This window comes from Alteromonas sp. Cnat3-28 (genome assembly GCF_022348265.1).
GTDB classification, from domain to species: domain Bacteria; phylum Pseudomonadota; class Gammaproteobacteria; order Enterobacterales; family Alteromonadaceae; genus Alteromonas; species Alteromonas macleodii.
This window is the reverse complement of record NZ_JAKREY010000015.1, coordinates 17844-43753: the sequence shown is the minus strand read 5'-3', so window position 1 is coordinate 43753 and position 25910 is coordinate 17844. Positions and strand designations below refer to the sequence as shown.

Here is a 25910-nt window from a genome sequence, read left to right as displayed (position 1 = left end):
CCGCTTTTTGTCTTATTTTTTGCTTTAAAATGCGCCTTAATTAGCGATTTTAATATACGTGGCTACACGCGCTTTACTGGTTTTAAACAAACGTTGCGTTTTAAACCTAAGCTTTAGTAGCAACACGTAAGCAAGTGGTACTAAGAACAAGCTGGTTAGTGTTGAGAACACCAGCCCACCAATGATTGCAATGGCCATTGGTGAATAGGGAGGACCGTCGCCACCAATTCGAGTACTCCCCATCGCAAGTGGAATAAGCCCTAAAACCGTTGTGGCTACTGTCATCAGAATAGGCCTGATACGTGTCATACATCCTTCAATCACTGCGTAATACAGCGACAGACCTTCATTGATGAGCTGATTAATTCTGTCTACCAATACGATGCCATTGTTAACCACAATACCCATTAGGATCAGCATGCCAATCATCCCCATGATAGACATAGATGTACCTGTAACCATAAATGCCCAAAAAACACCTGTGAACGAAAACAGTAGTGACGTAATTACAGATGTTGGAAGAATTAGCGATTCAAACAGCGCGGCCATCACAACATAAATCATGCAAAGCGCGAGTAGCATATTCATTTGCATTACGGCATTGGCTTCATCCTGTCGAGAGAAGCTACCGTCTAGCGTCCACTTGTAGCCTGTCGGCAATTCGATATTAGCTAATGCTTTTTCTATGCGTTCACGAGCTTGTTCGGTGGTGGTTTCACCCTCTAAGTTTGCACCAATGGCTAGCGCTGTTTGACGATAGTTGCGGTTAATTTGCGAAAGCTGTGGCACCACAGAGAAATCTGCAATCATGTTCAGCGTTACCGATTGACCCTGCGTAAACCCAATATTGATGTTCTTAAGTTCGCTTAGCGAGGCTCGAATATCGCTGCCAAACTTAAGCTGCACCGCCACTTCTCCGGCGTCACCATAACGGAATGTACGTAAATTACTGCCTCGAAGTGCCGTAGAGATAAGTTTAGCCACATCGTTTACTTGTATGCCAAAGCGGTTTGCTTTCTCTCTGTCTATGCGTATTTGAACCTCATCGCGGGTAGATCCCGTGTCGGCTTTTACATCTTCCAGCCCTTCTATAGTGGAAAGAATAGGAATGATCTGCTCTGAAATAGTGAGCAAGGTTTCTGAAGACTCGCCCAACAGCGTTACTCTTACGCCACCACCGTTGCCGCTATCCCACTGGAAAGAGGGGCGAGCACGCACGAATGAAGGCATGTTTTCACGAATATCCTCTTTAATTTTTCCTACACTGACGGGGAGTTCGTCATTAAGCGTAATACCGCTAACAGCATGGCCGGCAGTAAAATAGGTATACACCTGTTTAATATGAAAACGTTCTTGGTTTTCATAAAGATATGCTTCCAATTTATTTACGGTTTTTTCCACTTCATCCAAGGTGAAGTTTTGCGTCACATGGTAATTAAGCCAAATGCGCTCTTGATTGTCGTTACCCTCATCGTCAGACGTAACCACCTGCATAGGCACAAAGGTCGACGCCAGGATAAATAACGCGATAACGCAGGTTACGCCCTGGTGTTTCAACATCCAGTTAAGCGCACGACCATAGCCTTTTATGTAGGACGGTGTTTGAGGCGTTTTTACAACAGGTATCTTTACCTTAGTTGTCAGCAAGGGAATAAGTGTTTTAGCAATGAAAAGCGACGCGAACAGGGATATACAGATAGCCACAGCAACGTGCTCTAGGAAAATAGTCACGTCTATTTTTACCCCAATAATATTAGGTAAAAACACTATTGCCGTGGTTGCAGTTCCGGCAATGACTGCAAGACTGACTTTGTTTACACCAATCTGGGTGGCTCGCTTAATGTTTCCCTCTTGTTGGCGTTCTTGAAATACGCTTTCAGTGATCACAACAGCGTTGTCTACCAGCATGCCTACCGCTAGCATGAGGCCCATTAACGATAAGATGTTGAGTGTATAACCCAAAAGGTACATCACACCTAAGGTAATACAAATCGAGAATGGTACAGAAAGCACCACGATTAAGGTAGTGGTGAGCTGGCGCAAGAACAAATACAGCACAATAACTGAAAGTAACGCACCTAAAAGACCAGCGTTTAGCAAATCGCTCAGCGACGAAGTCACGCTTTTCGCGGTGTCGTCCATTACAAATAAACTAATGCCTGTAAACTCAGGATCTTCCTTGGCTTTTTCGATAACCTTCATTACCGCGTCGGAAACTTCTACAAGATTGCTGCCCGATTCGCGAAATACGTTAAAGCCTACCGCGAAGGTGCGATCTAAATGACGTCCTTCGTTGCGTTGAGGAAGCTCGTAAGTCACGCTGGCTATATCAGACAAGCGAACGCTGCGGGTAACCCACATATTTTTAAAATCGTTTACATCGGTAAATTCGCCAGTTGGGTTAACCAGAATTTTTTCACCGTTATTGTACATGTAGCCCGCGGTTAGCGAGAAGTTTGCGTTTTGAAGCTGCTGCTCTAAGCGTGTACCGTCTATTTGGTAGGCCGCCATTTTCTTAGGATCTAAGCGAATAGTAATTTGACGCTTCATGGTGCCGTATAGCTCAACTTTCGATACACCCGGAACGCGCTCTAGCGGTCGCTTAAGGTTGCGTTCAAGCAAGTCGTAAGCATTCGATAAGTCGCGGTCGCTCGATACGCGCAGCTGGAATATAGGCATATCGTTGGTGTTAAATTTATACACCATGATCCGCTCTATATCGTCAGGAAGCTCGTGGCGAATAGCGTCAATCTTTTCCCGCGCTTCAATACTTTTGGCTTTAAGGTTTTCATCCCAGTCGAACTCTACAATGACCTCAGCCATATTGTCGTACGACCGCGCCCTTAATCGCTTTATCCCCGACATGGTAGCAACAGCTTCTTCAACCGGACGGGTTATCATCGTTTCAATCTCAACAGGCGTTGCATCAGGGTAGGGGATCTGCACTACCATTTCTGGAATATCAATCCCAGGGAATTTTTCAAGGGGTAATAAGCGGCCAGATACAATACCGAACAGCAACATAGACAAAAACAGCATTCCGATGGTAACGGGCTTATTTAACGCAAAGCGTGCAAGTCCAGCGCCTATACCTGCAATTTTTGAAAGGTACGGCTGTGAAGCTATGTCTGTCTCGCGTTGACTCGGGTCACGTGTTTGGCGCTTGTCAGTATTGGTTTCAGAACTGTTATTAGCGTCGTGAGAAGGTGTACTCATAATACACCTCCTTTCGACATTGCTCCTTCGTCACTAAAGCCCGCATTAGTGTTAACAGACGTTTTCTGCGCAACGTTTTTCTTCACGTCGAACAGGCTGTAAAGCACTGGCAGTAAAATGAGGGTGAGCAAGCTTGCAAACAGAAGGCCGTAAATAACAGTGATGGCCATTGGCGTGCGAATTTCAGCACCTTCACCAAAACCAAACGCCATAGGCAATAGACCCAACACCGTAGTAAGTGTAGTCATCACAATAGGGCGCAGGCGGGTCTTTGCAGCATCTAGAATAGCGGTGTCTTTATCTACTCCTTGACGGCGTAACTGATTTATACGGTCAACTAATACAATAGCGTTGTTTACTACAATACCGCACAGCATAATCAAACCGATAAATACCACCACGTTTAGCGGCGTATTGGTAAGCCACAATCCATACACAGAACCCGCGCCAGCTAGCGGCACTGCGAATAAAATAAGCAGAGGATGCAGCAGCGACTCAAACTGAGACGCCATAACCAAATACACTATAAACACGGCAAGTGCCAGAGCAAACTGTAGCGAACGGAAGCTGCTTTGCATGTCTTCACTTTGTCCAGTTACTGTTGCACTTAAAGATAGAGGAAGTTGGGTTTCATCAATGACTTTATTAGCAACGGCAACCGCTTCATCAAGCTTACCTTTGGCTAAATTCGCAGATACCAGCGCTACACGCTGCTGTCCAACGCGGGTGATCTCGCTAGGACCTAAACTCATGTATACGTCTGCAACGGCACTTAATGGAATAGGTTGTGCAGAGCCTGGATTAACAACAATGGCACGCACGCTGGCGATGTCATCTCGCTGGTTTTCTTGGGTTCTTACCAGCACATCTACCTTTCTGTCTTCAACACTATACTGTGTAGCGACACGGCCACCTACTTTGGCCGCAATAAGCTGAGAAACGGTTGATGCATCAAGCTCAAGGCGAGCAAGTTTGGCGTGATGGAAGGCTATTTTAAGCTCTGGGTTTCCGTCACGAATGCTGGTCGTTACGTCTGCAAAATTATTAAAACTGGCTAGCTTGGTCGCAATGGCGTCGCCATACTGCTGTAATTGATTGAGGTCGTAACCCGCAATTTCAATTTGAATAGGCGATGCAAAGCTAAATAGCTCAGGCTCTGAAAACGTTGCCTGAACCTGAGGTTTAAAGGCTAGATGATCGCGAAGGGCACGCTTTACCGCGTCCATATCGGAAGCTGTCGCCGTAGGCTGCATGACAATGTTTAAGCGGCCCCAATGATCGCCACCCTGATTAGGCGCGGCGCTTATAAGGCTACCCGTACCAGACATGGCATAGGTGCGAAGCACCTTGGTTTCGCCGCCATCATTGTTATTTACTGCAACCGCAGCAAGCTCGCTGATAATAGCGTCGGTACGCGCTAGTGGCGAGCCCGCAGGGAGGGTCACTTCTACCGAGAACTCGCCTTGAGATAGGGTTGGGATAAGTTCCATGCCTAGTTTTGGTACAAGCATTATCGCGCCAGCAGCAAGAGCAAAGGCAGTAGCTAACACCAGCGCTTTGGCTTTAAGACTTACGCGCAGCAGTTTTTCATAAGCAGAAGCGAGAAGGTCAAACCCTTTGTTAAATACCCAGATAAGTGGTTTAAAGGCAACGCTTAATAATTTTCTGACGATATGCCATGCGCCTATCACCAAGGTAACCAAGGCTGCAGGTAAAAATACAAAGATAAGTCTGAATACCCAACGAACTGGCAGGGTAACGTAATACATAACTTTGCCCAATGTTGACGTAGGAGGGGTAGGCGCTGGTGTAGTGAACACCTCTTCGTGATCGAGCTGTTGCTTTTTCTTCTTATGTGCCATCGCAGGGATAAGTGTGATGGCAACAACAAGCGATGCTGCCAAAGCGAACGACACGGTTAACGCTTGATCTTTAAACAGCTGACCTGCAATACCTTCTACAAATATTAGCGGCACAAACACGGCCATAGTGGTCAGTGTCGAAGCCACAATTGCGCCAGAGACTTCTTTTGTGCCTTCACTGGCGGCAGATGCCTCAGTGTCTGTGGCTTCTGCCGTCGTTTTTTCATTAGCTGTAGCGTTATCACTCCCAGCCACTTTTAATTTTTTATGGCGATCGATATTTTCAAGCACAACAATGCTGTTATCTACTAATAATCCAACAGCAAGCGCGATACCACCTAAGCTCATCATGTTTAAGCTTATATCGTTGGCATACATTAGATTAAAGGTAGCAATTACTGATACCGGAATAGAAACTGAGATAATAACGGTAGCCCAGAAGTCTTTAAGAAAAAGATACAGCACTAACATGGCTAAAATACCGCCCATCACTGCCGCTGATTTTACGTTATCTATAGCTTGCTTAATGAACACGCTTTGGTCATAAATTTCGCTAAGCGTGTAGTTTGAAGGCAAGTTGTTGTTGACCTCATTTAACCGGCTAGCCACTTTTTGCGCAACGTTAACCGCATTAGCATCGCCTTCTTTATAAATGGCAATTTCAATGCCTTCATTGCCGTTAAAGCGCGTTACCACATCACGATCTTTATAAGCACTCTCAACCGTTGCCACGTCTTTAAGTTGAATGTTTCTGCCTTCAAAACGCCCAATGAAAAGGTTTTCGATATCGCTCAGTGCTTCAAACTGATTCAGGGTTCTGACCAAAAACGCCTGGGCTGCGTTATCAATTCGACCGCCGGCCGCGTTAATGTTTTCGGCACTGACCCGGTCAATAATTCGGGTAATGGGAATAGACAGCTGACTGGCTTTCTGCTGGTCGATAAGAATGTGTATTTCGTTTTCTAAACCACCGCCAACGCGTACAGCTGCCACACCCTCTACCGACTCTAAAGCTCGTTTTACCTGCTGTTCGGCATATAAACGTAATCGCTTCATTTGCGCTACGCTTAAACTTGACGTATCGCTTTGTGCCGTCAGCCCCAGTTTAATTACCGGGTCTAGACTTGGGTTAAAACGAAGGAGTCTTGGTTTTTCTATATCAAGGGGAAGTTGTAATACATCAAGTTTCTCGCGCACTTCTAAGCTCGCGAAATCCATATCAGTACCCCATGCAAATGAAAGCACTACGTCAGACTGGCCTGCACGCGATGTGGACGTGACTTTACGTACGCCTTTTACTACGCCAATGGCTTCTTCAATGGGCTTTGAAACCAGTTGTTCGACTTCGCCTGGCGCTGCACCGTCGTAGTCAGTACGAATGGTGAGAGTAGGGTAAGATAAGTCAGGCAGTAGGTTAACCGACAGTCTGCCTAATGACACCATACCAAATAGCAATACCGCAAAAGTGAACATACTAACGGCAACAGGGCGTTTTACAGCAATATCTACAATACGCATTGTGTGAGTTCCTTGTTGGGCCGAATTAGCTATTAACTACTTCAACAGGGGCGCTGTCTTTCAAGTTTTGGTGGCCTGCGGTAACCACTTCTTCATTACCGTTTAAACCATTAATAACTTCAACGACTTCGTTGTTTTCAAAACCTGTAGAAATATCAACTTTTTTAACTTTGCCGTTGTCGACAACGAATACACTATGATTATTATCGATGGTAACTAGCGCTCTACGAGGCAACAACGTGGCGTTAGCATGGGTTGCGTACTCAAGTGACACATCGGTAAACATGCCGGCTTTAAGTTTGTTATCTTCGTTAGGTACTTTTAAGGTTACTTTGAACGTGCCGGTGGTCGCATCGATGACCGGGCTTATACGTTCAACACTCGCGGTGATACTTCTGTCGCCTAAAGCCGCCACGGTAAGCATTGCACCTTGTCCAATCACTACGTTAGGTAGCTCATTTTCAGGCAGATACACAATGCCTTGAAGATTACGTTGCTGAACGATATGGAACATTCTCTCCCGTTGGAACGATTCAGTCAGGTTACCTACTTTTGCGTTTCGCTCTGCAATGTATCCATCAATTGGGGCTGTGATAGTGGCTTCTTTCAAATCAAGTTCAGCCAAGCGTACAGATGCTTTTGCTGATTCAAATTGCGAAGTGAGCTTGTCGTAAGTGTCATCGCTGATAAGCTTTTTAGAATAGACTTTGTTGACCTTTTCTAGTTCGCTTTCAATGCCAGCTAAATCAGCCAAAGCTTTTGATAAGTTCAGCTCGTAGCGGCGTTTATCAAGCTGTGCCAGTACCTGGCCTTTTTCAACATAATCACCTTCTTCTACAAAAATTTCTTCGATAATTCCAGATGCTCGCGCAACCACAAATGCTTCTTCACGGGCTTCTAAAATAGCGGTTGTATCGTAAGTGGACGTAATGTCGCCAGTAACAATGGTTTGGGTTTCAACGGGAATAGCAAAAACGGTTTCTTCAACTTCGGTGGCGTTGGCTTGGTTGTTAATGGCATCAGCATCAGAACATGCTGTCATCGAGAGAGAGAGGGCAACAATACCGCTTCCAACAAGTAATTTGAGTGATGTTGGCGAAAACGGATATAAAGAATGTGATGGTGAAAAAGAGGTGTTGCTGTGCGTTGTAGTTTCCATGGTCAATAACCCTAACGTAATTGTCGTTATATAATAATGACCATATACAGCAGCTAATATGCCAAAGATGTTAACTAATGTTAATTGTTAATTATTTCAATGATTTACGAGTGTAACAAACAGTTTCAACGAAAAAGCCAACCCAAGTGGTTGGCCTTTTCTACTAATGCTTAGCGAGAATCGCTAAAAAGAGGCTGGTTCTACTATAGTTTATTAAACCAAAGTATAGCTTGTAGTGATCTCAACATTACCCGTTAGCATTAGCATGACGGAACAGTATTTTTCTGCAGAAAGCTGCACAGCGCGAGCAAGGGCCTTTTCACTAATGCCTTCACCTGACACTGTGTAATGCGCGTGAATTTTAGTAAATACACGAGGCGGCTCTTCAGCGCGTTCAGCTTCTAATTCACAGTTACAGGCTTCAATGTTAAAGCGCCCTTTTTTAAGAATATCTACAACGTCAATACTTGAACATGCACCAACTGCCAACAGCACTGACTCCATTGGAGATACGGCCTTTCCGCTGCCGTCCATCACCGTTTTGTAACCGCTGTCTGTAGTTCCTGTAAAAGTTAAATCTTGATCCCAAGAAACACGTGCTTTCATTGTTTGTCCTAATGTCATAAAAATAAAAAGGAAGCTGCAAGACAGGCCAGTTTAGCGCTTCAATACAGCTGTGACATGTGCGTTTATTTGTTAAGGCGAACTGCATCTGGGCTAAGCGTGATTTTCTTTTGCTTATATAACGCCCCTAACGCTTTTTTATACGCGGCTTTACTCACGTTAAAATGAGAGTAAATGGCTTCTGGCGCACTCTTATCTGTTAGCGTAGAAATCCCACCGTGGGCTTCTAAGTCATCCAAAATGGCTTGTTGAAGTGCATCACGGCCACCTTTGTCTACGCGCTGAAGGGCTACGTCCACTTTGCCGTCGTCACGAATTGTTTTAATTACCCCTTCAGTAGCTTGCCCGACTTTAAGTGGCTTAAAGGCATCGCTATGGAAAATAAGACCTAAGCTTTTTTCATTGATAACTACCTTAAAACCTAAATCAGTTTTGGCATAAACCAAGCATTGCACTGTGTCGCCCTCGTTGAGATAGGCACTACTTTCCTTTAGAAAATAGTGAAGCTTGGTAGCACCTAAAATACGCTGGGTTTTATCATCAAAAAAGGTGTGAACAACATAGTACATACCTGGATTAACAGGTTGGGCTTGGTAGTCGTTGGGCATTAAAAGGTCGTTGTCTAAACCCCAGTCGAAAAATGCACCAAAGTTAGTGGCAGATACCGCTTTAAGTACCTTAGTTTCGCCAACTTGAATCAAAGGTTTCTTCATGGTGGCATAGAGATCGCCGCGCTGATCTGTGGCTACAAATACGTCTATCTGTTGTCCTTCTGCGAGGGAAGTTTCTACTTCGTCAATCGCAAGCGTAACAGTTTGCAGCTCTTCAGCATCATCTATTTCTATTACGCTGTCGTTTTCGTCGTTGTTTTCGACAAGTGGCGCTAAAGCGTAGCCAAAAGGGTATTGGGCTACCACGCGTAATGTATTAATTTTTCCAATATTTATCATCAGCACTGACTTTTTAAAAAGAACAGGTAACATGATACTGGAATGAACGTAAGAGCTAAACCATTATGAAGTTAAATTGCGATTTAGGTGAGAGTTTTGGCGCATGGTCTATGCCGGTGGAATCGGCCATTATGGCAGAAATTGATCAGGCCAACATTGCGTGTGGTTTTCACGCTGGTGACCCATTAGTGATGAAGCAGGCTATTCGGTTAGCCAAACAACATGACGTGGTCATAGGTGCCCATCCAGCCTATCCAGACTTACAGGGATTTGGTCGCAGAAGTATGGCGATTGCCGCTGATGAACTCAGCGCTATGATTCAATATCAAGTAAGTGCATTGAGTGGAATGGCAAAGGTTTGTGGGGCCAACGTGAGCTATGTGAAACCTCATGGCGCCCTTTACAATGACATGATGAAAGATACAGCTGTCATGCGCACAGTAATGCAAAGCATAGCCGAAATAAATATGCAGTCGTTAAATTCGCCCCTCGCACTAATGGTACAGGCTACGTCGCAAAATGCAGCGATTAAAGACGCTGCGCAAGAGTGGGAGCTGCCGTTGTATTTTGAAGCATTTTCAGACAGGCGTTATACCGATGAAGGTTTACTGCAATCTCGCTTGATCGAAGGTGCCGTGTTAAGCGAGAGCGACGCATTGCTCCAAGCTAAACAACTTATATCATCGGGAACAGTAACGACAGCCTCAGGCGCAACACTTGCAATAGAAGCGGATTCTCTGTGTGTACATGGCGATACCAAAGGGGCGGTGAGTATTGCAAAGAAAATCAGAACATTTCTATAAACCTGCCTCATAAAAAACACATTTTACAAGAACAATACAAGAGGCTGTTACCCATTGTTGTGCTGAGAGTGGTATATCTAAATCTAAGTACTCAGAACCAAGCACTGACAGCCGTTTAAATAACAAGGACAGTAGATGCAAGCTTTCGGTCGCATTAAGCGAATAGTTACAGCAAGTGCAGACGCCATTATTTTGTACTTTGATGGCGCAAACCTGGACGACGCGAATAATGCCTGTCATCACATGCTGGCAGCGATAGATAGCAAAAAGGGAAGCGATTCGTGGGCTTGGCTGCGTGAGTGTGTGCCTTCCTATGACAGCCTGTTGATTATTTTTGATATGGCATTAATTGATAGCCACGGTGTATACCGTGCCATAAGTAATCTAAGCGCTGAAGACATGAGCCTGCAATCATTCTCTTTGCAAGCAAAAGAGAATGAAAGTAGCGCCGTGATTGAAATTCCTGTTTGGTACGGTGCGCCTAATGCAAGTGATTTAAGTGTAGTGAGTAAGAAAACGTCACTGTCTATTGAAGAGATTATCGAATTGCACACTAGCACGACTTATAAAGTATACGCAGTGGGTTTTTCTCCGGGCTTTGCCTACATGGGGGATATTCCAGAAGCGCTCAAATGTGCGCGACTAGGCACACCGCGCAAACGCGTACCCAAAGGTGCGGTTGCAATCGCTGATAGGCAAACTGCCGTTTATCCCAGTGAATCACCAGGAGGCTGGAACCTATTGGGACTTACGGCATTTGACATGCTCATTCACAGCGAAGAGCAAAGTGAAGCGCGGTTAAAAGCAGGTGATGTCGTTAAGTTCGTTTCGGTTACTGAACAGGAATATAGAGCAGGATTGCAGGTTGAACGATGAAAATTGAAGTACTCAATAAGGGACTGTATAGCCTTATTATTGATAACGGGCGAGTAGGGCGGCAACGGGATGGATTTTGTGAATCAGGCCCTATGGATAGTAACGCCTATGATTGGGCCAATTTTCTCGCCTTCAATTTAGACGGTACGCCATGCTTCGAAGCGATTGGTGAAGTGCGATTACGGGTTGATGAAGATTGTATTATTGCTGTGACTGGCAGGGAGCCCTCACTCGATGTAGATGGAAACGCTAAAGCAACATACCAGAGCCAACATGTACCGGCAGGCGCAACTATTACGTTTGGCAGCGCTCTACTTGGTAGTAAAGCCTATTTGGCAATAGGTGGAAATTGGCACGTGCCAAAAGCGGTAGGGAGTGCATGTACGGTAGTACGCGAACAACTTGGTGGGTTGGATGGTAAGGGATGCGCGTTAAAAGATGGCGATTGCATCGACATTTCAGCTAACAGCAGAATTAAAAGCACCGCTAGAATGCGCACTCTCTCGCGGCAGCACATAGACAACTATGGTTTTTTAGAGTCTATTCGGGTTATTCCCGGGTATCAGTTTTCGAGTTTTAGCGCTGTTGCTTTACGCACGTTTGAAACAAGCAGCTATACGGTTTCATCGGCTATCGATCGCATGGGCTTTAGGTTGACCGGTGAATCAGTTACGGCCGATATAGAAAACATGCGCTCAGAGGCAATTCATTTAGGTGCAATTCAAGTTCCCGGTGACGGGCAGCCTATTGTAATGATGCGCGACAGACAAACATTAGGGGGTTATCCAAAACTTGGCTGTGTAAGCCCCTGTGATATAAGTCGCTTGGCCCAAGCCGTGCCAGGCGAAAAAGTGAATTTTGTTTTTCAACATGAAGAAGATGCAAGGGCAGACTGGCTACTGATGACAAGTAGGCGTCGCCGACTACAAGGAGAAATATTGTGACGATTGCGTTTTTAAACGGTGAGTATATGCCTCTTTCTGAGGCTAAAATTTCTCCGATGGACAGAGGCTTCCTTTTTGGTGATGGTATTTATGAAGTCATTCCAACGTATTCTGGTAGCGCAGTAGGCTTCAAGGGGCACACTTCGCGTATGGCGCAAGGCCTTAAAGCTATTGAAATCGCTAACCCTTATTCAGCAGAAGAATGGCAAGACATTTTGACCAGCTTGGTCGAAAAAAACAAAGCATTTATAGAAAGCGGAAACATTGGTGTTTATTTCCACGTAAGCCGTGGCACCGATACAAAACGTTTTCATGCATATCCTAAGAATATAGCACCTACGGTATTCGGGTTTGCTTTTGAAATAGCGCCACCACAGCCCACAGCAAAATCTGAAGCAAGGCCTTTCAAAGTTGCGCTTCAACAGGATAAAAGGTGGCAACGATGCCATATCAAATCCACATCCTTGTTAGGCAATGTAATGCACTACCAAGCGGGTGTTGACGCAGGCGTTAACGAAACTATTTTGTACAACAGCGAAGGTATGATAACCGAGGCAAGCTCATGCAACGTGTTTATGGTGAAAAACGGATGTATATCTACGCCGCCCTTAAACCATGAACTTCTTCCCGGTATTACTCGCGCCATTGCAATTGAAGCATTTAAACAGGCAGGCCTGGTTGTTACTGAAACTTGGTTTAGCAAAGATGAGTTGCTGGAGGCAGATGAAGTATGGTTAACCTCTTCAAGCAAAGAAGTTGCCCCGGTAGTTGAAGTAGACGGAAAACCTATTGGCACAGGGGAAGTGGGTGACGTGTGGGAGAAAGCCATTAAGGCTTACCACGCATATAAGTTTAAAGCGTAACGAAAAAAGGCCCGCTTAAAGCGGGCCTTTTGCTAGAATAAAACTGCTACTTATTCAGGTAAGTTGTCGCAGTTACCGTCTGTACACTCACCATATAAGTAAAGGCTGTGATGCGTTAGCTTCATCTTGTGTTGCTTTGCAATCATCTCTTGGCGTTCTTCGATAATGTCATCTTCAAACTCAATGACCTTGCCACACTTCAAACACACAAGGTGGTCGTGGTGATCTTTGTGACTGATTTCAAATACAGATTTTCCACCTTCGAAATGGTGGCGATTGAGAATGCCTGCATCATCAAATTGGTTTAACACGCGGTACACGGTAGCAAGACCAATTTCTTCACCCTGTTCGATAAGGATTTTGTAAACGTCTTCAGCGCTGATGTGTTGGTTTTCTGGCTCTTGCAGAATTTGTAAAATTTTAAGGCGAGGCAGAGTGACTTTTAGCCCTGCTTTTTTCAATTCTTTATTTTGATCCATTACAACCTACTAAGAACGAGTGAATAAGTATTTGGTGGTTATTATAGGTAAGTTGAAACAATTTAAAAGCAAAACCGTGGAAACTTTGTTTTCTCGCTGAAAATTTATCCATTGCACTGGTGCGATAAAAATTGTTACTTCGATACAGCCCGCATGGTGTCTGGCCTGACCAGATTGTAAGTGCAAGATTTATCTAACAAATGTGCAAAATAAATAAAACTTTTGATGCATTGAATTAACATCCTGTTAAACTAAACTTAAAAAGGCGATACAACCCTTTTTATTTTTTGGCATGTTTTTTTGGTGGAAGTGCCCATGCAGTTAACAATTATAAATAAAATCACGTTAGGCTTTGGCTTATTCGGCTGCTTATTATTACTTACCAGTATTCTTTCCTATTTTGGTCTTAGCGGAATAAAAGATTCTGCACAAGACGTTGTAGAGCAAAAGATGCCAGTTCAGACCAGCATGGTAAAAGTAAAGACTGAGATCCTCTCTTTATCAGTGATTACTGCCAACGGATATCATGTCGAAAATAGAGAAGAGCTGGTCGCAAACAAAGAGACGTTTGATACTTTATCTTCCGCATTCTCTGACGACTTGTCTCGTTTAAACTCACTTATGCCAAACAACGCGGTAGCCAGTAACGCTGTCGACGTTAGTCTAGCCTACGTTAATAGTAGTAACGACATGTATACCGCTATCAACGAGCGAATGAATATCGAGAAGGCTCTTGCTGCACAGCTTGAAAAAGTCTTAATGACGGCCGATGAGGCTAGTGCGTTAATGCTAGATCTTTCCTATTTAGAGGGAAATAACCCCAGTATTGAAACGCTAATTGGTGCGGGTACTGCAATAGACAACAAATTGCTCACAATGAATGATTCATTCATTGAACTGGCTGAAACCGATAACGCTACGCAAAGTGCGAGTATTATTGAAGATTTAGAATACCAATTGAGTAATTTGCAGGTAGATAAAGACTATGTAAATCGTTTGGCCACAGGGGTAGATGATGGCGGTACGATAGCTTCTTTTAACGAACAGTATGATTTACTGATGGAAGCGGTAAACGGCACAAATGGATTAATTGCTTTGCAGCGACAAAAACTTTCTGAAGTAGACAAAGCGGCGAAAGCTCAGAAGGAAGCAAAAGAAGCGTTAGAAACCGCACTTGCCGACATTAATACTTTGTTTGACGCTGTCCAGAAGCAATCTCTTGATGGGCAGAACGCCATTCTTGAATCTGTTCAGGCCAACCTTGTGCGCAATATCATTGTCGCGGCACTGGGCTTGGTTGCTGCAATATTTTTAGCGGTTATTGTAACCCGTAGTATTTCCAAGCCCCTTGGCCGTATCAATAAAGGCTTAAGTCAGCTAAGTAAAGGGGATTTAAGCACCAAATTGCCTCAAGAGGGCAATGACGAGTTTTCTGCCCTTTCCGCAAAAGTGAACAGCCTAACCGATAGTTTACGAGAGCTAGTGGGCAATATATTAGAGCAAGAAAAACGCCTTATAGACATTACAAAAGAAAGCGTAGAGCTGGGTAATAAGAGCTTATCTGAGGTAGACAAGCAACGTGAGCAAGTAACGGTAACGTCTACGAATACAAAACATGTACAGGAAAAAAGCCGCAGCAACCTCGCCCAAATTAATGAAGCAATGGACGCCCTACGCGATATAACAAAGCAAAGTACAGATATTGGTCAATTGGTACAAAAAAGCAGTCAGCAGGTGGGTAATCAAGCCAAACAGGCGGAGTCTTCGGCGCAGATCATTAATCGTTTGGACGACAACTCTCGCAATATTGGCAGTATCTTAGACGTGATTAAAACGATTGCAGAGCAAACCAACTTGTTAGCATTGAATGCAGCCATTGAAGCTGCAAGAGCTGGTGAACAAGGTAGAGGCTTTGCGGTTGTTGCGGATGAAGTGCGAACGCTAGCTAACCGCACCCATGACTCTACGGAAGAAATTGAACAGATGATTGGGAATTTACAAAAAGATGCTGCGCAGGCAGTAAAAGCTATTAATGCAGGGCGCGAACAAGCGCAAGAAGGGGTGGAAATTACCCAGCAAGTATCTCAACAAGTAGAGAGTATTAGAGAAATCATTGAGCGGTTAAGCGATATTAATGAACACATTGTGGCTGATACCGAACAACAAGATGTTTTACTTGGTGATGTTGCGAAAAGTTTGAACCGCATAGTTGCTTTAGCCGACTCCAGTGCGCAAAGCACGCGCCAGTCGAACGAGTCGACAATGTTGTTGGATGCGCAAACTGAGAGCTTGAGAAAAGCAGTAGAGCGGTTTCAGCTTTAATCAAATTCGACATCCCAGTTAAGCGCTACACTGATGTTCCTGCCTACTTCATTTTGGCCAGAACCATGGATGCGATAATCTTTGTCGGCAACATTTTCAATGCTTGCAGCTAAGTTCAGCGTATCTGAAACTGTGTAGCCTGCCCGTAAAGACACAATCACATGGCCTGGCGTACCTTCAGGGGGGATTCTGTCTGTATCTCTGATATCGCGAGTTGAAAGCCTATCGGCTCTCTGTTGAGCTAAAATTTCAGCTTGGGCATACCAACGTTTATCACTAGACTCATAGTTAACGATACCTCCTACGTTATGCGGCATTAGCCGTCCAATGTACTCTTTCTTAGGCTCGCTCAATGACTCTGGAAATTGGAACGTCTCTCCATAGTTAAGAGAGCCAAAAATTCTAAATGACCACTGTTCGTTTAACTGAGCTAGAAAATCAAACTCCCAACCATAGACTTCTCCGCTAGTGGCGTTAGCTTTACTAATCTCAAATTCCCCATCAAAGTTTACGGTCCCTGTTGGAAATCTAACAATTTGGTCTTCTATATCAGTGTAATAAAAACCTGTGTTGAGCTTCCAGCTTTGATAAGCCAGGCGAAGTCCAAGTTCTGTACTCAAGTATTGTTCAGGCTCGAGATTGGTGGATGGCACTTCAAATTCGTTGCTTCTTGCAGAGTCAAAGCGACTTAAATCAGAAAAATTTGGCGCTCTGAAACCTTCAGCTACTGTGAGATATGCACTCGCGTTATGGCTCAAGGCGTAGATACCTTCTAATGCTAGTGCAACGTTATTCCACGTTCTATCAAGCGAAATGACATCTGAAGTAATAGGGCTTTGAATTTTATCTGATTCTGCAGAAATGTAGGTATATCTTGCCCCTAGCGCTAACGTGAGTTGTTCCATTGGGTTACCGACAACTTTGGCAAAAAGACCGCTATTTAGGTAATCGGCATCCCCAGCAACAGGCCCTTGAATGGGATTATTACTGGCGTAACTTTCTATATCATCATGGTAGACATCAAGTCCGTAATTGAAACGAAGAGCATCGTTGATGTGTTTAGAGAGTGTAGCGCTTATGCCTGTCGTTGCTACATTCGTTTCTTGTCGATCAAACCTGTCACCTGTTCTCAATCGCGTGCGCTCTTCATCTTGCTGATGATAGGATAAAGTAAGGTCTAGGTCGGTATAAAAAGGGTTTGATAATGGCTGATGACTAAATTTAGCATAGGTAAGGTTTCGAGTTTGGTCGTGATCTCTTTGTAATTCGTTGCCAATTGTCGTGCCAGCGAAAGAATGGCCAAATATTGTTTTATGCGTTCTTGGAACATCATCTTGTTTAACCGCGTAATGCGCAATTGTGACTGTGCTGTTAGCCAATTGCTTTTGCCACTTGATGTCGTAAGCTAGTTCGTCGTAGCCGCTGTTTTGTAGCGTACCGCTAGCCATTTCGAAGTCGCCAAAGTCTTTTTTCGTAACCCCCGTGGTGAGTGCGCTATCTGCTGAACTTGAAAGATTTAATCGAGACCCGAATATATTCGAATTTTCGCCTTCGGCGAGTCGCGTCATAAAGCGCAGTGAGTTTTTATTAAACGTTGGTGTTATTGTTGAAGCATTAACGATAGCGCCAATTCCATCAGATCCGTATTCGACGCCTTGCGGGCCTTTAATTATTTCAATCCGCTGCACAGAACCTATGTCAATGGTACTCCAATATTGGTTGGGGCCAGAGCGAAATGTAGAGTTATTCAGTCTGATCCCGTCTATCAGCATCAAATTTCGGTATCCAGTGAAACCACGAATGAACGGAGAGCCTTGGCCGTGAGAGGTTTTTTGTACAAGAACGCCAGGTACTAACTTGAAGTTGTCAATGATATTTCTGAAATTTGCCTTTTCTATTGGCTGTCTATCTAACACGTAGGCGGTATAGGGGAGTGTTGAAATAGTGTCAAAGGTCTTACTTCCAGTAATTTCAATAACTTCGACGTCATCTTCTAGCAAAACGTTTGCGTAAGAGCTTGAGGAAATACCTAAATAACTGGTTAAAATTAACGTGTAAAATTTAACTTTAGAGGTGCGTAGTTTCGTATTCATCGTAACTTCCTTTGTTGTAAATGATATCAATAAAGCAACGACTCTTTACTAAATTGTATTTTTTTTGTACAACAAAATGGAAATGTTGGCAAGTTTACTTTTATCTACAGGGAGAGAGAAATGACAACGCGTAAATTGACACTACTTTTTTTTTCGCTTTGCGGTTTAATCGGTTGTGGCGCGACAGATGAGCGCTCAGCAAAAGTGGGTGACAGTGAGCAAAGCGTGGCCTACTTGTCTAATGCAGATGGTAATTTAGATATTTATATCAAAAACATAAAATCTCAGGAAGTTAACCAAGTCACAAACAATGAGCTTGACGACCTCAATCCTACATGGAGTTTCGATGGAAACCACTTGGCGTTTCTGGGTAGAACGCTTAATTCAACATTTATTGAGCTTTATAACGTTGCTAGCAAAAAGCGAAAAACACTAGTAGACACGGTGCATAGTCCAACTTGGATAGAGTTTTCTCCCAATGAGAATCTTTTAGTATTCATTGGTACTGATGACGAAAAACAATCAGTGAAAACAGTGGATTTAATGTCCAATATCCAAACAGTTTACACCTCAGAGAAATCCGAACTTATATCACCTAAATTTTCACGGGACGGAAACCGAATAGCAGTTATTGAAAATGACAATATAACGATATTAACCAAGCAAGGTATAAAGTCAGAAATAGTACCTACTCAGTACAGAATATTAGACTTTGATTGGGGCGAGTCTGATTCTTCGCTGTACGTAACGGCTAGGTATGAAAAAAACATAAACATCTACCACCTAGATATTTCTAACAATCAATTAGATTTAATCGTTGAAAGTCCCTTCATCGATATTGAAGGTCGGTTTTTCCCTCCGAATAATTTGTTATTCTTGAGCTCCAGGCTAGATGGTACAACTAGACAGCTGTACTTATTAAACTTAGAAAGCAAAATATCCGAACAACTTTCACCTTCCGGTATAGAAATAATGAATCCATCTTGGTCAAGTGATGGAAAGGCCGTAACCTATACGCAGTATGTAAAAGGAAGGTTCACGAGCGTTTTATTTGAGATTAATACAGATACTCACACCCCAGTTTCGCCTACAGATAGCGGATTCCATTTATTGCCAAAAGTAAGGCCAATTCCTAGAGAGTAGCTACTGTAGATACCTGCAAAGTTTTCCTAACCCTAATGCTGTCAGCTTTTTTTGCATTTTTTTAATTAAAGGTTTACCGAAAAACTGTAAGTGGTTAAAAATTGAGCTGTTTATCGATATGGCTTGGTATATGCATTAGGTCTAATGTCTTAGTAGTGCGTTAAGACTTACTTAAATATTGCATAAAGGACTTTCCAATGAAGCGAAAATTACTGGCCCTTTCGGGGATAGTTTTCGCAGCACACTCGATAACGTTGTACGCGTATGCTGCAGAGGCAGCCTGGCTAAATTCCCCATCCGTATTATCCGTGAACGAAGACATTCAAGTCAGTGGAGGAGGTGCACCTTCTAGCACTTACATTGATATCAAAGCCTTAGATGATACTTCTGGTGCACTCTTATCTGAAGAGACAGTGTATACAGATAGCTCTGGCCAATTTGAATTAACGTTCAGAGCATTGAGTGACGCGAATACAGTGAGGATAACTGCTGTTATTGATGGAAAAGAAGTGTCATCAATTAGTGCACGTCAATAAGGCATAGAGAAAACAGAGGATGTAATTATGAAAATGATTAGAAAAGCAAAACCATCACTTTTTGTTTCTTTAGGTTTGACGTTAGCAATTGCCTCAAGTGCAGTTTCTTCTCAGGAAGTGGTTTACACCATAGATAGCGACTTTGTGCAGGGTAGCCTTAATTCGCTGGAATACGATGCACTTACAGAATCGCTGGTACTTAGTGAAACAGGCTCTACTTTTCCAGTACTTTGGGTAGCAAATGCAGGTGAGGACTCGGTATCAAAAATAAACACAGATACTGATTGCGAAGAAGCACGGTACAGTACTTGGTTTTTTACTAACTTTCATGGAGCCTACTCAGGACCTGCTCCTTCAAGAACAGCAGTCGATATAGAAGGCAACGTGTACGTTGCTAACCGTCATTTCGACAACAAGCCACCTAGTGTTATGAAAATTTTGGCTGAGGGCGGTATTGACAGAAATGGCAACGGGGTCATTGACACGTCAAGAGATGTAAATGGAGATTGCTCTATTGATAGAAACGATCCGAACGAAATGCCAATGCCTGTTGATAGTAATGGTAATGGTATATATGACGCAGATGAAATAGTTGATGAACGAATTGCTTGGGTCAAACAGATAGGTGGGGACCGTGGGTTAGGCCGTTCACTATGTATTGCCCCAGATGGAAATATCTGGTTGGGAATGTATAACGCTTCTGAATATTATCGAGTCGATTCTGACGATGGTACGGTACTGAACGGACCTATTGGAACCCCCGGCCATAGGCCTTATGGTTGCTTGATTGACGGCGATGGAATCTTGTGGAGCGCAACGCTTTCTTCAGTTATGGCTGTAGTTGATACAAACTTAGTGAACACTGCAAGTGATCCTTTCTTGGGGACAAAGTCTATTCGCGCCAGTGGATATGGAATAGCGTTGGCTAACGATAAGGTGTACTTCGGGCGCTCAGGTCGAGATTTTAATGAATATGATCCTAACGCACCTGAGGGAGCCGCTCCTGCCAATGATGGAAACCCTCTAACTGGTGAGTTTACGCTAGCTCCAAATTTTAATACTCAATACGGAATATCTTCAGATGGAGATGGTAACTTAATAGGTGGATTATCCACTGTAATTAAAACACGGCCCGACGGCACAAGAGTCTGGTCTACGCCGAACCCAACTTCAACATCAGTAGGGGTAGCTGTGGACAGTAACCAAAATGTTTGGGTTATGGGCTTAAATAGTAATAATGTGGCGAAATTTGATGGAGCAACAGGTAATCAGTTACTCATTAAACCCGTCGGTGCAAACCCTTACACCTACAGTGACTCTACAGGCTTTGCTGCACGAAATGTAACCGATAGAAGCGGTATTTGGATAGTGACAAGAGATAGTGGTAGCCCCGGTACTGAATGGGACATGGTTTCTTGGAACAATGAACCCGATGGCGATATCCCTCCAGGTTCAAGCATTCGAGTACGTTACAGAGCGTCAGATGTTGAAAACCAGTTAGAGCTTATCAGTTATCAAGATGCGTCGAATGGCAATCCTGGTTTGGGAGCAGTGGGCCGATTCATGCAAATGAGGGTAGAGCTTCGTCCCAATGATGATGGTGATAGCCCCCATTTTTCAGACTTAGCGCTAGCTACGCTGGCAGAGGTTGGTGCGTGTGATGTTAATGAAGATGGCTTCGTTGATAGATTTGATTTAAACCTGATTATTTCGGCGTCTGGACCTGCAGCTGCGAATGATCCGTTAGATATTGATAACAATGGAGTAATAAACAGGCTCGATGCAAGAGCGTGTGTAGATTCTTGTACCAATGCGCGCTGTGCAGTGACTGCTCCGCAATAAAGACTATAAGGAAAGTGTTATGAAAAAAATCATTAAAGCAATGCTGTTTTCGATTACTGCTTTATTTGCGACGGCTTCGTTACCTGTGCACGCTGTATTTATTGCACTGTCACCCTCTATTCAGGTTTCGGGTACAGGGCAAGTGGTTACTGTTGACCTCATAGCAGGTGATCTTGGCGACCCAATCGATACTACGATAGGCGTATTTGATGTTGACGTTTCATTTGATAATACGGTGCTTAGCTTTGTTAGTTTTGACTACAGCGACGCGCTAGGAAGTATAATTACAAATGATTTCTTTGATTTAACTGCTGATGCTTACACCGATGACACCATGAGCGGGCTTAACGCAGCAGGAAACTCAATAAACTTGAATTTATTAAGTTTTCTATTTTCAAGTGACCTTGAGTTTTTGCAATCAACCGTAACTACACTTGCTTCTCTAACTTTTAACGTGATTGATTTAGAAATGGGGGAGTTTACCGATCTTGACTTGACGGTTTTGTTATTGGGCGATGGCCAAGGAAATGACCTTACCAATGTTGACGCGAGGAGTGCAAGAGTAACTACACAGGTTTCCGCACCGTCATCTGGCATCATCTTTTTAATGATGATGATTGCTACAGCACCTTTCGTAAGACAGATTAAACGCTAGGAGGGATTGCTTCAGCATGCACCGGATAAAAGAGAAGTAATGAAAAAGACCGCAGATCGATAGAAACGCGGTCTTTTTTTTAAGCTTATGCAAGTTCGGCCAAGCAAAGTTCATCGTGAATTTGCTTACACCACGCTTTAACGCGAGATTCTGTTAGTTCTGGTTGACGGTCTTCATCGATACCAAGACCAACAAAATGATTGTCGTCAGCCATACCTTTAGACGCTTCAAAATCATAACCTTCAGTCGACCACTGACCCACTAAGATAGCGCCTTTGGCTTCTACGATATCGCGTACCATACCCATAGCGTCTAAGAAGTATTCCGCGTAGTCTTCTTGGTCACCGCAGCCAAAAATAGCAACTAACTTGTCGTTGAAGTCAATTTGCTCTAGTTCAGGAAAGAAATCATCCCAATCGCATTGCGCTTCACCGTAGTACCACGTAGGGATACCAAAGATAAGCAAATCAAATTCAGCGATGTCTTCTTTACTGCTCTTGGCAATGTCTTTAACATCAATTAGCTGTTTACCCAATTCCTTCTGGATCATTTTCGCAACATGTTCGGTATTACCCGTGTCACTTCCGAAAAATAGGCCAACGCTTGCCATATCTAACCTCTATTAATCGTTACTAATTAAACGCCTGTGCTTAGCCAAAACCATTCAATAATGCCCTTCGCAAGAAACCCTAATGCGCCTAAACCTAGCACACCGTACGTTACCACTCGTCCAATAAGTGGCACATCGTTCTTACGCAGTACATCGTGTACAGCAAAACCCATCAACCCAAAAAGGATAGATAAGCCGCCATACAGCATGATGGACTCAATGAGTTCGTAATTTTCTGCAAGCATAGTGTTGTTACTTAAAAAAATCTGGCGCAACTATATCACAGTATATACGCCTGTAAGAGCCTAAAACGTTCAAAAATAGGTAATAATAGTCATTCTCATCTTAAATGATGATGAAAACCCTTCTTTAAGACGATTTATTGAGCGTTCTTTCTACAACGGCGTTAAAGACCGCTGGCTTTTCTGCATGTAACCAGTGGCCAGTACCTTCTATTACATGTGCTTTAGCCTTGGGAAAATAACGCGTTATGTCATCGCGATAGGCTGGCGTAATATAATCAGACTCACTGCCCTTGATGAATAAGGTTACGCCATCAAATGTTTGATTTGTTTGTTCCCAATCAATAATGTGTGAATAACTGGCAATTAATCCATCGACATTAAAACGCCATTTCCAATCACCATTTTCATCTTGATATAGGCTCTTCAATAAGAATTGTCGAACGCCTGGCTCATTCACATGTTTAGCCATTTCTTTTTCAGCATCTTTTCTACTTTGAATTGCATCTAAAGGAACGGCCTTGAGTCCATCAAATACGGTTTGGTGGCTATGGTCGTAAGATACTGGTGCAATATCGGCGACAATGAGGTGAGAAACAACGTCGCCGTGGTTTAAGGCTAATCTCATGGCTACTTTGCCGCCTAATGAGTGGCCTAAAACCGCGCTTTCTCTAATATTAAGCGATTGCATAATCTCGAACACCCCATTTGCAGCATTGTCGACAGAAAATGAAGATGTCCATGGGGATTCACCGTGGTCAGGCAGATCAATGCTGATCACGTTGTAATTAGACTCAAAGTGGCGCTTAATGCCGGCTAAATTATCGGCATTTCCAAATAGTCCATGAATGAGAATCAGCCAGGGAGAGGTAGAAGCGCATTCCGAAAGTTTGTAGTTCAACTTCACAATATACTTATCCGTTTCTGAACATGCTGTTCAAACAAAATAAGGCCTGTAAAAACAGGCCTTGTTTAATTCACAATTTCAATTAATTAATGGCGTAATCGTCGAGTGACTTACCGCTATCTAGCGCTTCTTTATAAACGCGAGGCATACGTCCAATACCTGTCCAAAGGTGTTCTTCACCCTTGCTATCAACAAGCTTGTATTTAACCGGACGTTTTTTGCCAACCTTTTTGTTTGTTTCTACATTTAATGCCTGTAGATCTTCAACATTTAAACCCGCTTCTTCCATTTGCTTTTTAATAGCAGCGAGCTTCTCTAATTTTTCTTTCTCAAGCTTTTCTTGTTCTACTAATTTTTCTTTTCTTTTCTCAATTATACCGCTAAGTTTTTCTTGAACTTGTTCAAGTTCTTCAATGCTTAATTCCTTAACAGCACCTTGTAAACGTCTTCCATGGGTTAAAATATCTAAAAAATCGCTCATTAATTAACCTTAATACGTTGTACTTAATTTCTATTGGATAATAAATAAAAGTAGCACAAAAAAAAAGCGAGCCAAGCTCGCTTTTTAAAAATATCCGTTAAATAGCAAATTAATACTTTAAATTACATGTTCGGGTAATTTGGTCCGCCGGCACCTTCCGGAACTACCCATTTAATATTTTGACTTGGGTCTTTTATGTCGCAGGTTTTACAGTGAACACAGTTTTGTGCATTAATTTGGAACCGTTTTTCACCTTCCTCTTCAATTACTTCATATACACCAGCAGGGCAGTAGCGCTGTGCTGGCTCTGCAAATTTAGGTAAATTAACCTGCAAAGGAATAGACGGATCTTTTAATTTTAAGTGGCAAGGCTGGTCTTCTTCGTGATTTGTATTAGATAAAAACACAGAAGACAGTTTATCAAAGCTTAACACGCCATCTGGCTTAGGATATGAAATCTCTTTTGCATCTTTCGCTTCTTTAAGCTGTGCGTAGTCTTTATGTTCGTCTTTCATGGTGAAAAACAAATTACCATTAAAGATATTTTGCTCTAGCGTGTTAAATGCGCCACCCCAGAAATTTCCGAGTTTGTGGATAGCGGGGCCAAAGTTACGAGAGCGGAACAATTCGTCGTATAGCCACGATGATTTAAATTTCTCTGTAAAGTTTGTTAACTCTTTTACTGGTGCCTCAGCATTTTCTGAAATGGCTTCAAAAATACTCTCTGCTGCAAGCATGCCCGACTTCATGGCCGTGTGATTACCTTTAATTTTGGCAAAGTTTAGCGTTCCGGCTTCACAGCCGACGAGTAAACCACCTGGGAAGGTCATTTTAGGCAACGAGTTAAACCCACCTTTAGCGATAGCTCTTGCGCCATAAGAGACACGTTTACCGCCTTCAAGGTACTGTTTAAATACGGGGTGGTGCTTTAGGCGTTGAAATTCATCAAACGGGCTTAGGTATGGATTGTCGTAGTTTAGGTCTACGATTAGGCCAACGAACACTTGGTTATCTTCAGCGTGGTACAAATAGCTACCGCCTGTTGCATCGTCAAGTGGCCAGCCGGCACTGTGAACCACAAGTCCTGGCTGGTGCTTAGATGGGTCTATATCCCAAATTTCTTTAAAGCCAATGGCATAATGTTGCGGTGAACTGTCTTCGTCCAGCTTAAAGTGCGAAATGAGGTCTTTCCCTAAGTGACCGCGACAGCCTTCTGCAAACACTGTGTATTTAGCGCGTAGCTCCATACCTGGCATGTAGCCGTCTTTAGGTTCCCCGTTTTCACCCACGCCCATGTCGCCGGTAAGTACACCGCCAACACTGCCATCTTCATTGTAAATAACTTCAGAGGCCGCAAAGCCAGGGAATACTTCAACACCTAGTTGTTCAGCTTGTTCTGCCAACCAGCGACACACATTACCCATAGACACAATATAGTTGCCATCGTTGTGCATGGTTTTCGGGGTAATAGCGTTTGGTAACTTTTTCGCTGAAGTCTCATCATTAAGTAGGTAAATGTGGTCTTCAGTTACGGGTGTATTGAGAGGTGCGCCTTTTTCTTTCCAATTAGGGAAAAGTTCGTTTAGTGAGCGCGGCTCAAACACGGCACCAGAAAGAATGTGTGCACCTACCTCGGAGCCTTTTTCGACCACACAAACCATTAGCTCTTGGTCTTTTTCATTTGCAAGCTGCATAAGCTTACAAGCCGTTGATAATCCAGCTGGGCCGGCACCGACGATGACTACGTCAAACTCCATCGATTCTCGTTCCACGGGAGGCTCCTTA

21 protein-coding genes are annotated in these 25910 nt (G+C 43.4%); 9 read left to right on the top strand and 12 right to left on the bottom strand.

Features of this window, described 5'->3' with window-relative positions; all coding sequences use genetic code 11:
• Positions 1-36 precede the first annotated feature (36 nt).
• The 5 genes from MHM87_RS14840 to MHM87_RS14820 form a co-directional block, all read right to left on the bottom strand.
• A complete protein-coding gene (locus MHM87_RS14840) occupies positions 37-3216 on the bottom strand; it encodes an efflux RND transporter permease subunit (RefSeq protein ID WP_239259858.1) in 3180 nt (1059 codons plus the stop codon).
• Entirely contained in the window at positions 3213-6596 is a 3384-nt protein-coding gene (locus tag MHM87_RS14835; RefSeq protein WP_239259856.1) for an efflux RND transporter permease subunit, read from the bottom strand. Before MHM87_RS14835 ends, MHM87_RS14840 begins: the two co-directional genes overlap by 4 nt.
• 25 nt (positions 6597-6621) lie before the next feature.
• Positions 6622-7755, bottom strand: a complete 1134-nt coding sequence (locus MHM87_RS14830) for an efflux RND transporter periplasmic adaptor subunit (RefSeq protein WP_239259853.1) — start codon at positions 7753-7755, stop codon at positions 6622-6624.
• 213 nt (positions 7756-7968) lie between these two features.
• Positions 7969-8361: an OsmC family protein gene (locus MHM87_RS14825; RefSeq protein WP_014949747.1), complete on the bottom strand. Its 393-nt coding sequence runs from the start codon at positions 8359-8361 to the stop codon at positions 7969-7971.
• 83 nt (positions 8362-8444) lie between these two features.
• On the bottom strand, positions 8445-9329 hold the full coding sequence (locus MHM87_RS14820; protein WP_061485999.1) for a S1-like domain-containing RNA-binding protein: 885 nt from the start codon (positions 9327-9329) through the stop codon (positions 8445-8447).
• A gap of 65 nt (positions 9330-9394) precedes the next feature.
• On the opposite strand from MHM87_RS14820, the gene MHM87_RS14815 reads away from it, so the two are divergent.
• The 4 genes from MHM87_RS14815 (at position 9395) to MHM87_RS14800 (ending at position 12815) form a co-directional block, all read left to right on the top strand.
• Entirely contained in the window at positions 9395-10132 is a 738-nt protein-coding gene (locus MHM87_RS14815; RefSeq protein WP_239259851.1) for a 5-oxoprolinase subunit PxpA, read from the top strand.
• A gap of 135 nt (positions 10133-10267) precedes the next feature.
• Complete coding sequence (locus MHM87_RS14810) at positions 10268-11008, top strand: allophanate hydrolase subunit 1 (protein ID WP_239259849.1); 741 nt, start codon at positions 10268-10270, stop codon at positions 11006-11008.
• The gene (locus MHM87_RS14805) at positions 11005-11952 is read left to right on the top strand and encodes a biotin-dependent carboxyltransferase family protein (RefSeq protein WP_239259847.1); all 948 of its coding nucleotides are present in this window, start codon (positions 11005-11007) and stop codon (positions 11950-11952) included. Before MHM87_RS14810 ends, MHM87_RS14805 begins: the two co-directional genes overlap by 4 nt.
• A complete protein-coding gene (locus MHM87_RS14800; protein ID WP_014976741.1) occupies positions 11949-12815 on the top strand; it encodes a D-amino acid aminotransferase in 867 nt (288 codons plus the stop codon). The genes MHM87_RS14805 and MHM87_RS14800 overlap by 4 nt, the downstream gene beginning before the upstream one ends.
• 50 nt (positions 12816-12865) lie before the next feature.
• Here the strand turns inward: MHM87_RS14800 and fur are convergent, their stop codons facing one another.
• Positions 12866-13294: a ferric iron uptake transcriptional regulator gene (fur, locus tag MHM87_RS14795; protein ID WP_014949741.1), complete on the bottom strand. Its 429-nt coding sequence runs from the start codon at positions 13292-13294 to the stop codon at positions 12866-12868.
• 315 nt (positions 13295-13609) lie between these two features.
• Between fur and MHM87_RS14790 the strand changes: the two genes are divergently transcribed.
• Positions 13610-15616 (top strand): methyl-accepting chemotaxis protein, encoded by a 2007-nt coding sequence (locus MHM87_RS14790; protein WP_239259845.1) that lies wholly within the window; start codon positions 13610-13612, stop codon positions 15614-15616.
• Here the strand turns inward: MHM87_RS14790 and MHM87_RS14785 are convergent.
• Positions 15613-17709 (bottom strand): TonB-dependent receptor, encoded by a 2097-nt coding sequence (locus tag MHM87_RS14785; RefSeq protein WP_239259843.1) that lies wholly within the window; start codon positions 17707-17709, stop codon positions 15613-15615. The genes MHM87_RS14790 and MHM87_RS14785 overlap by 4 nt on opposite strands.
• Positions 17710-17829: 120 nt before the next feature.
• On the opposite strand from MHM87_RS14785, the gene MHM87_RS14780 reads away from it, so the two are divergent.
• The 4 genes from MHM87_RS14780 to MHM87_RS14765 all read left to right on the top strand — a co-directional run bounded on the left by MHM87_RS14780 (position 17830) and on the right by MHM87_RS14765 (position 21885).
• Positions 17830-18852 carry a hypothetical protein gene (locus tag MHM87_RS14780; protein WP_239259841.1) on the top strand — a complete coding sequence of 341 codons (1023 nt, stop codon included), beginning with the start codon at positions 17830-17832 and terminating at the stop codon, positions 18850-18852.
• 197 nt (positions 18853-19049) lie between these two features.
• Positions 19050-19388 carry a hypothetical protein gene (locus MHM87_RS14775; RefSeq protein WP_239259839.1) on the top strand — a complete coding sequence of 113 codons (339 nt, stop codon included), beginning with the start codon at positions 19050-19052 and terminating at the stop codon, positions 19386-19388.
• A gap of 27 nt (positions 19389-19415) precedes the next feature.
• Positions 19416-21230, top strand: a complete 1815-nt coding sequence (locus tag MHM87_RS14770) for a hypothetical protein (protein ID WP_171338280.1) — start codon at positions 19416-19418, stop codon at positions 21228-21230.
• A 19-nt stretch (positions 21231-21249) separates the two neighbouring features.
• Complete coding sequence (locus tag MHM87_RS14765; protein ID WP_239259837.1) at positions 21250-21885, top strand: hypothetical protein; 636 nt, start codon at positions 21250-21252, stop codon at positions 21883-21885.
• A gap of 85 nt (positions 21886-21970) precedes the next feature.
• On the opposite strand, the gene fldA is transcribed toward MHM87_RS14765, so the two are convergent.
• The 5 genes from fldA to MHM87_RS14740 all read right to left on the bottom strand — a co-directional run bounded on the left by fldA (position 21971) and on the right by MHM87_RS14740 (position 25897).
• On the bottom strand, positions 21971-22495 hold the full coding sequence (gene fldA, locus MHM87_RS14760; RefSeq protein ID WP_014998614.1) for a flavodoxin FldA: 525 nt from the start codon (positions 22493-22495) through the stop codon (positions 21971-21973).
• A 26-nt stretch (positions 22496-22521) separates the two neighbouring features.
• Complete coding sequence (locus MHM87_RS14755) at positions 22522-22740, bottom strand: DUF2788 domain-containing protein (protein ID WP_012519093.1); 219 nt, start codon at positions 22738-22740, stop codon at positions 22522-22524.
• A 124-nt stretch (positions 22741-22864) separates the two neighbouring features.
• Entirely contained in the window at positions 22865-23644 is a 780-nt protein-coding gene (locus MHM87_RS14750; protein ID WP_239259835.1) for an alpha/beta fold hydrolase, read from the bottom strand.
• An 82-nt stretch (positions 23645-23726) separates the two neighbouring features.
• Complete coding sequence (locus MHM87_RS14745) at positions 23727-24125, bottom strand: H-NS family nucleoid-associated regulatory protein (protein ID WP_014949737.1); 399 nt, start codon at positions 24123-24125, stop codon at positions 23727-23729.
• A gap of 122 nt (positions 24126-24247) precedes the next feature.
• On the bottom strand, positions 24248-25897 hold the full coding sequence (locus MHM87_RS14740) for an electron transfer flavoprotein-ubiquinone oxidoreductase (protein WP_239259833.1): 1650 nt from the start codon (positions 25895-25897) through the stop codon (positions 24248-24250).
• Between the last annotated feature and the right edge of the window lie 13 nt (positions 25898-25910).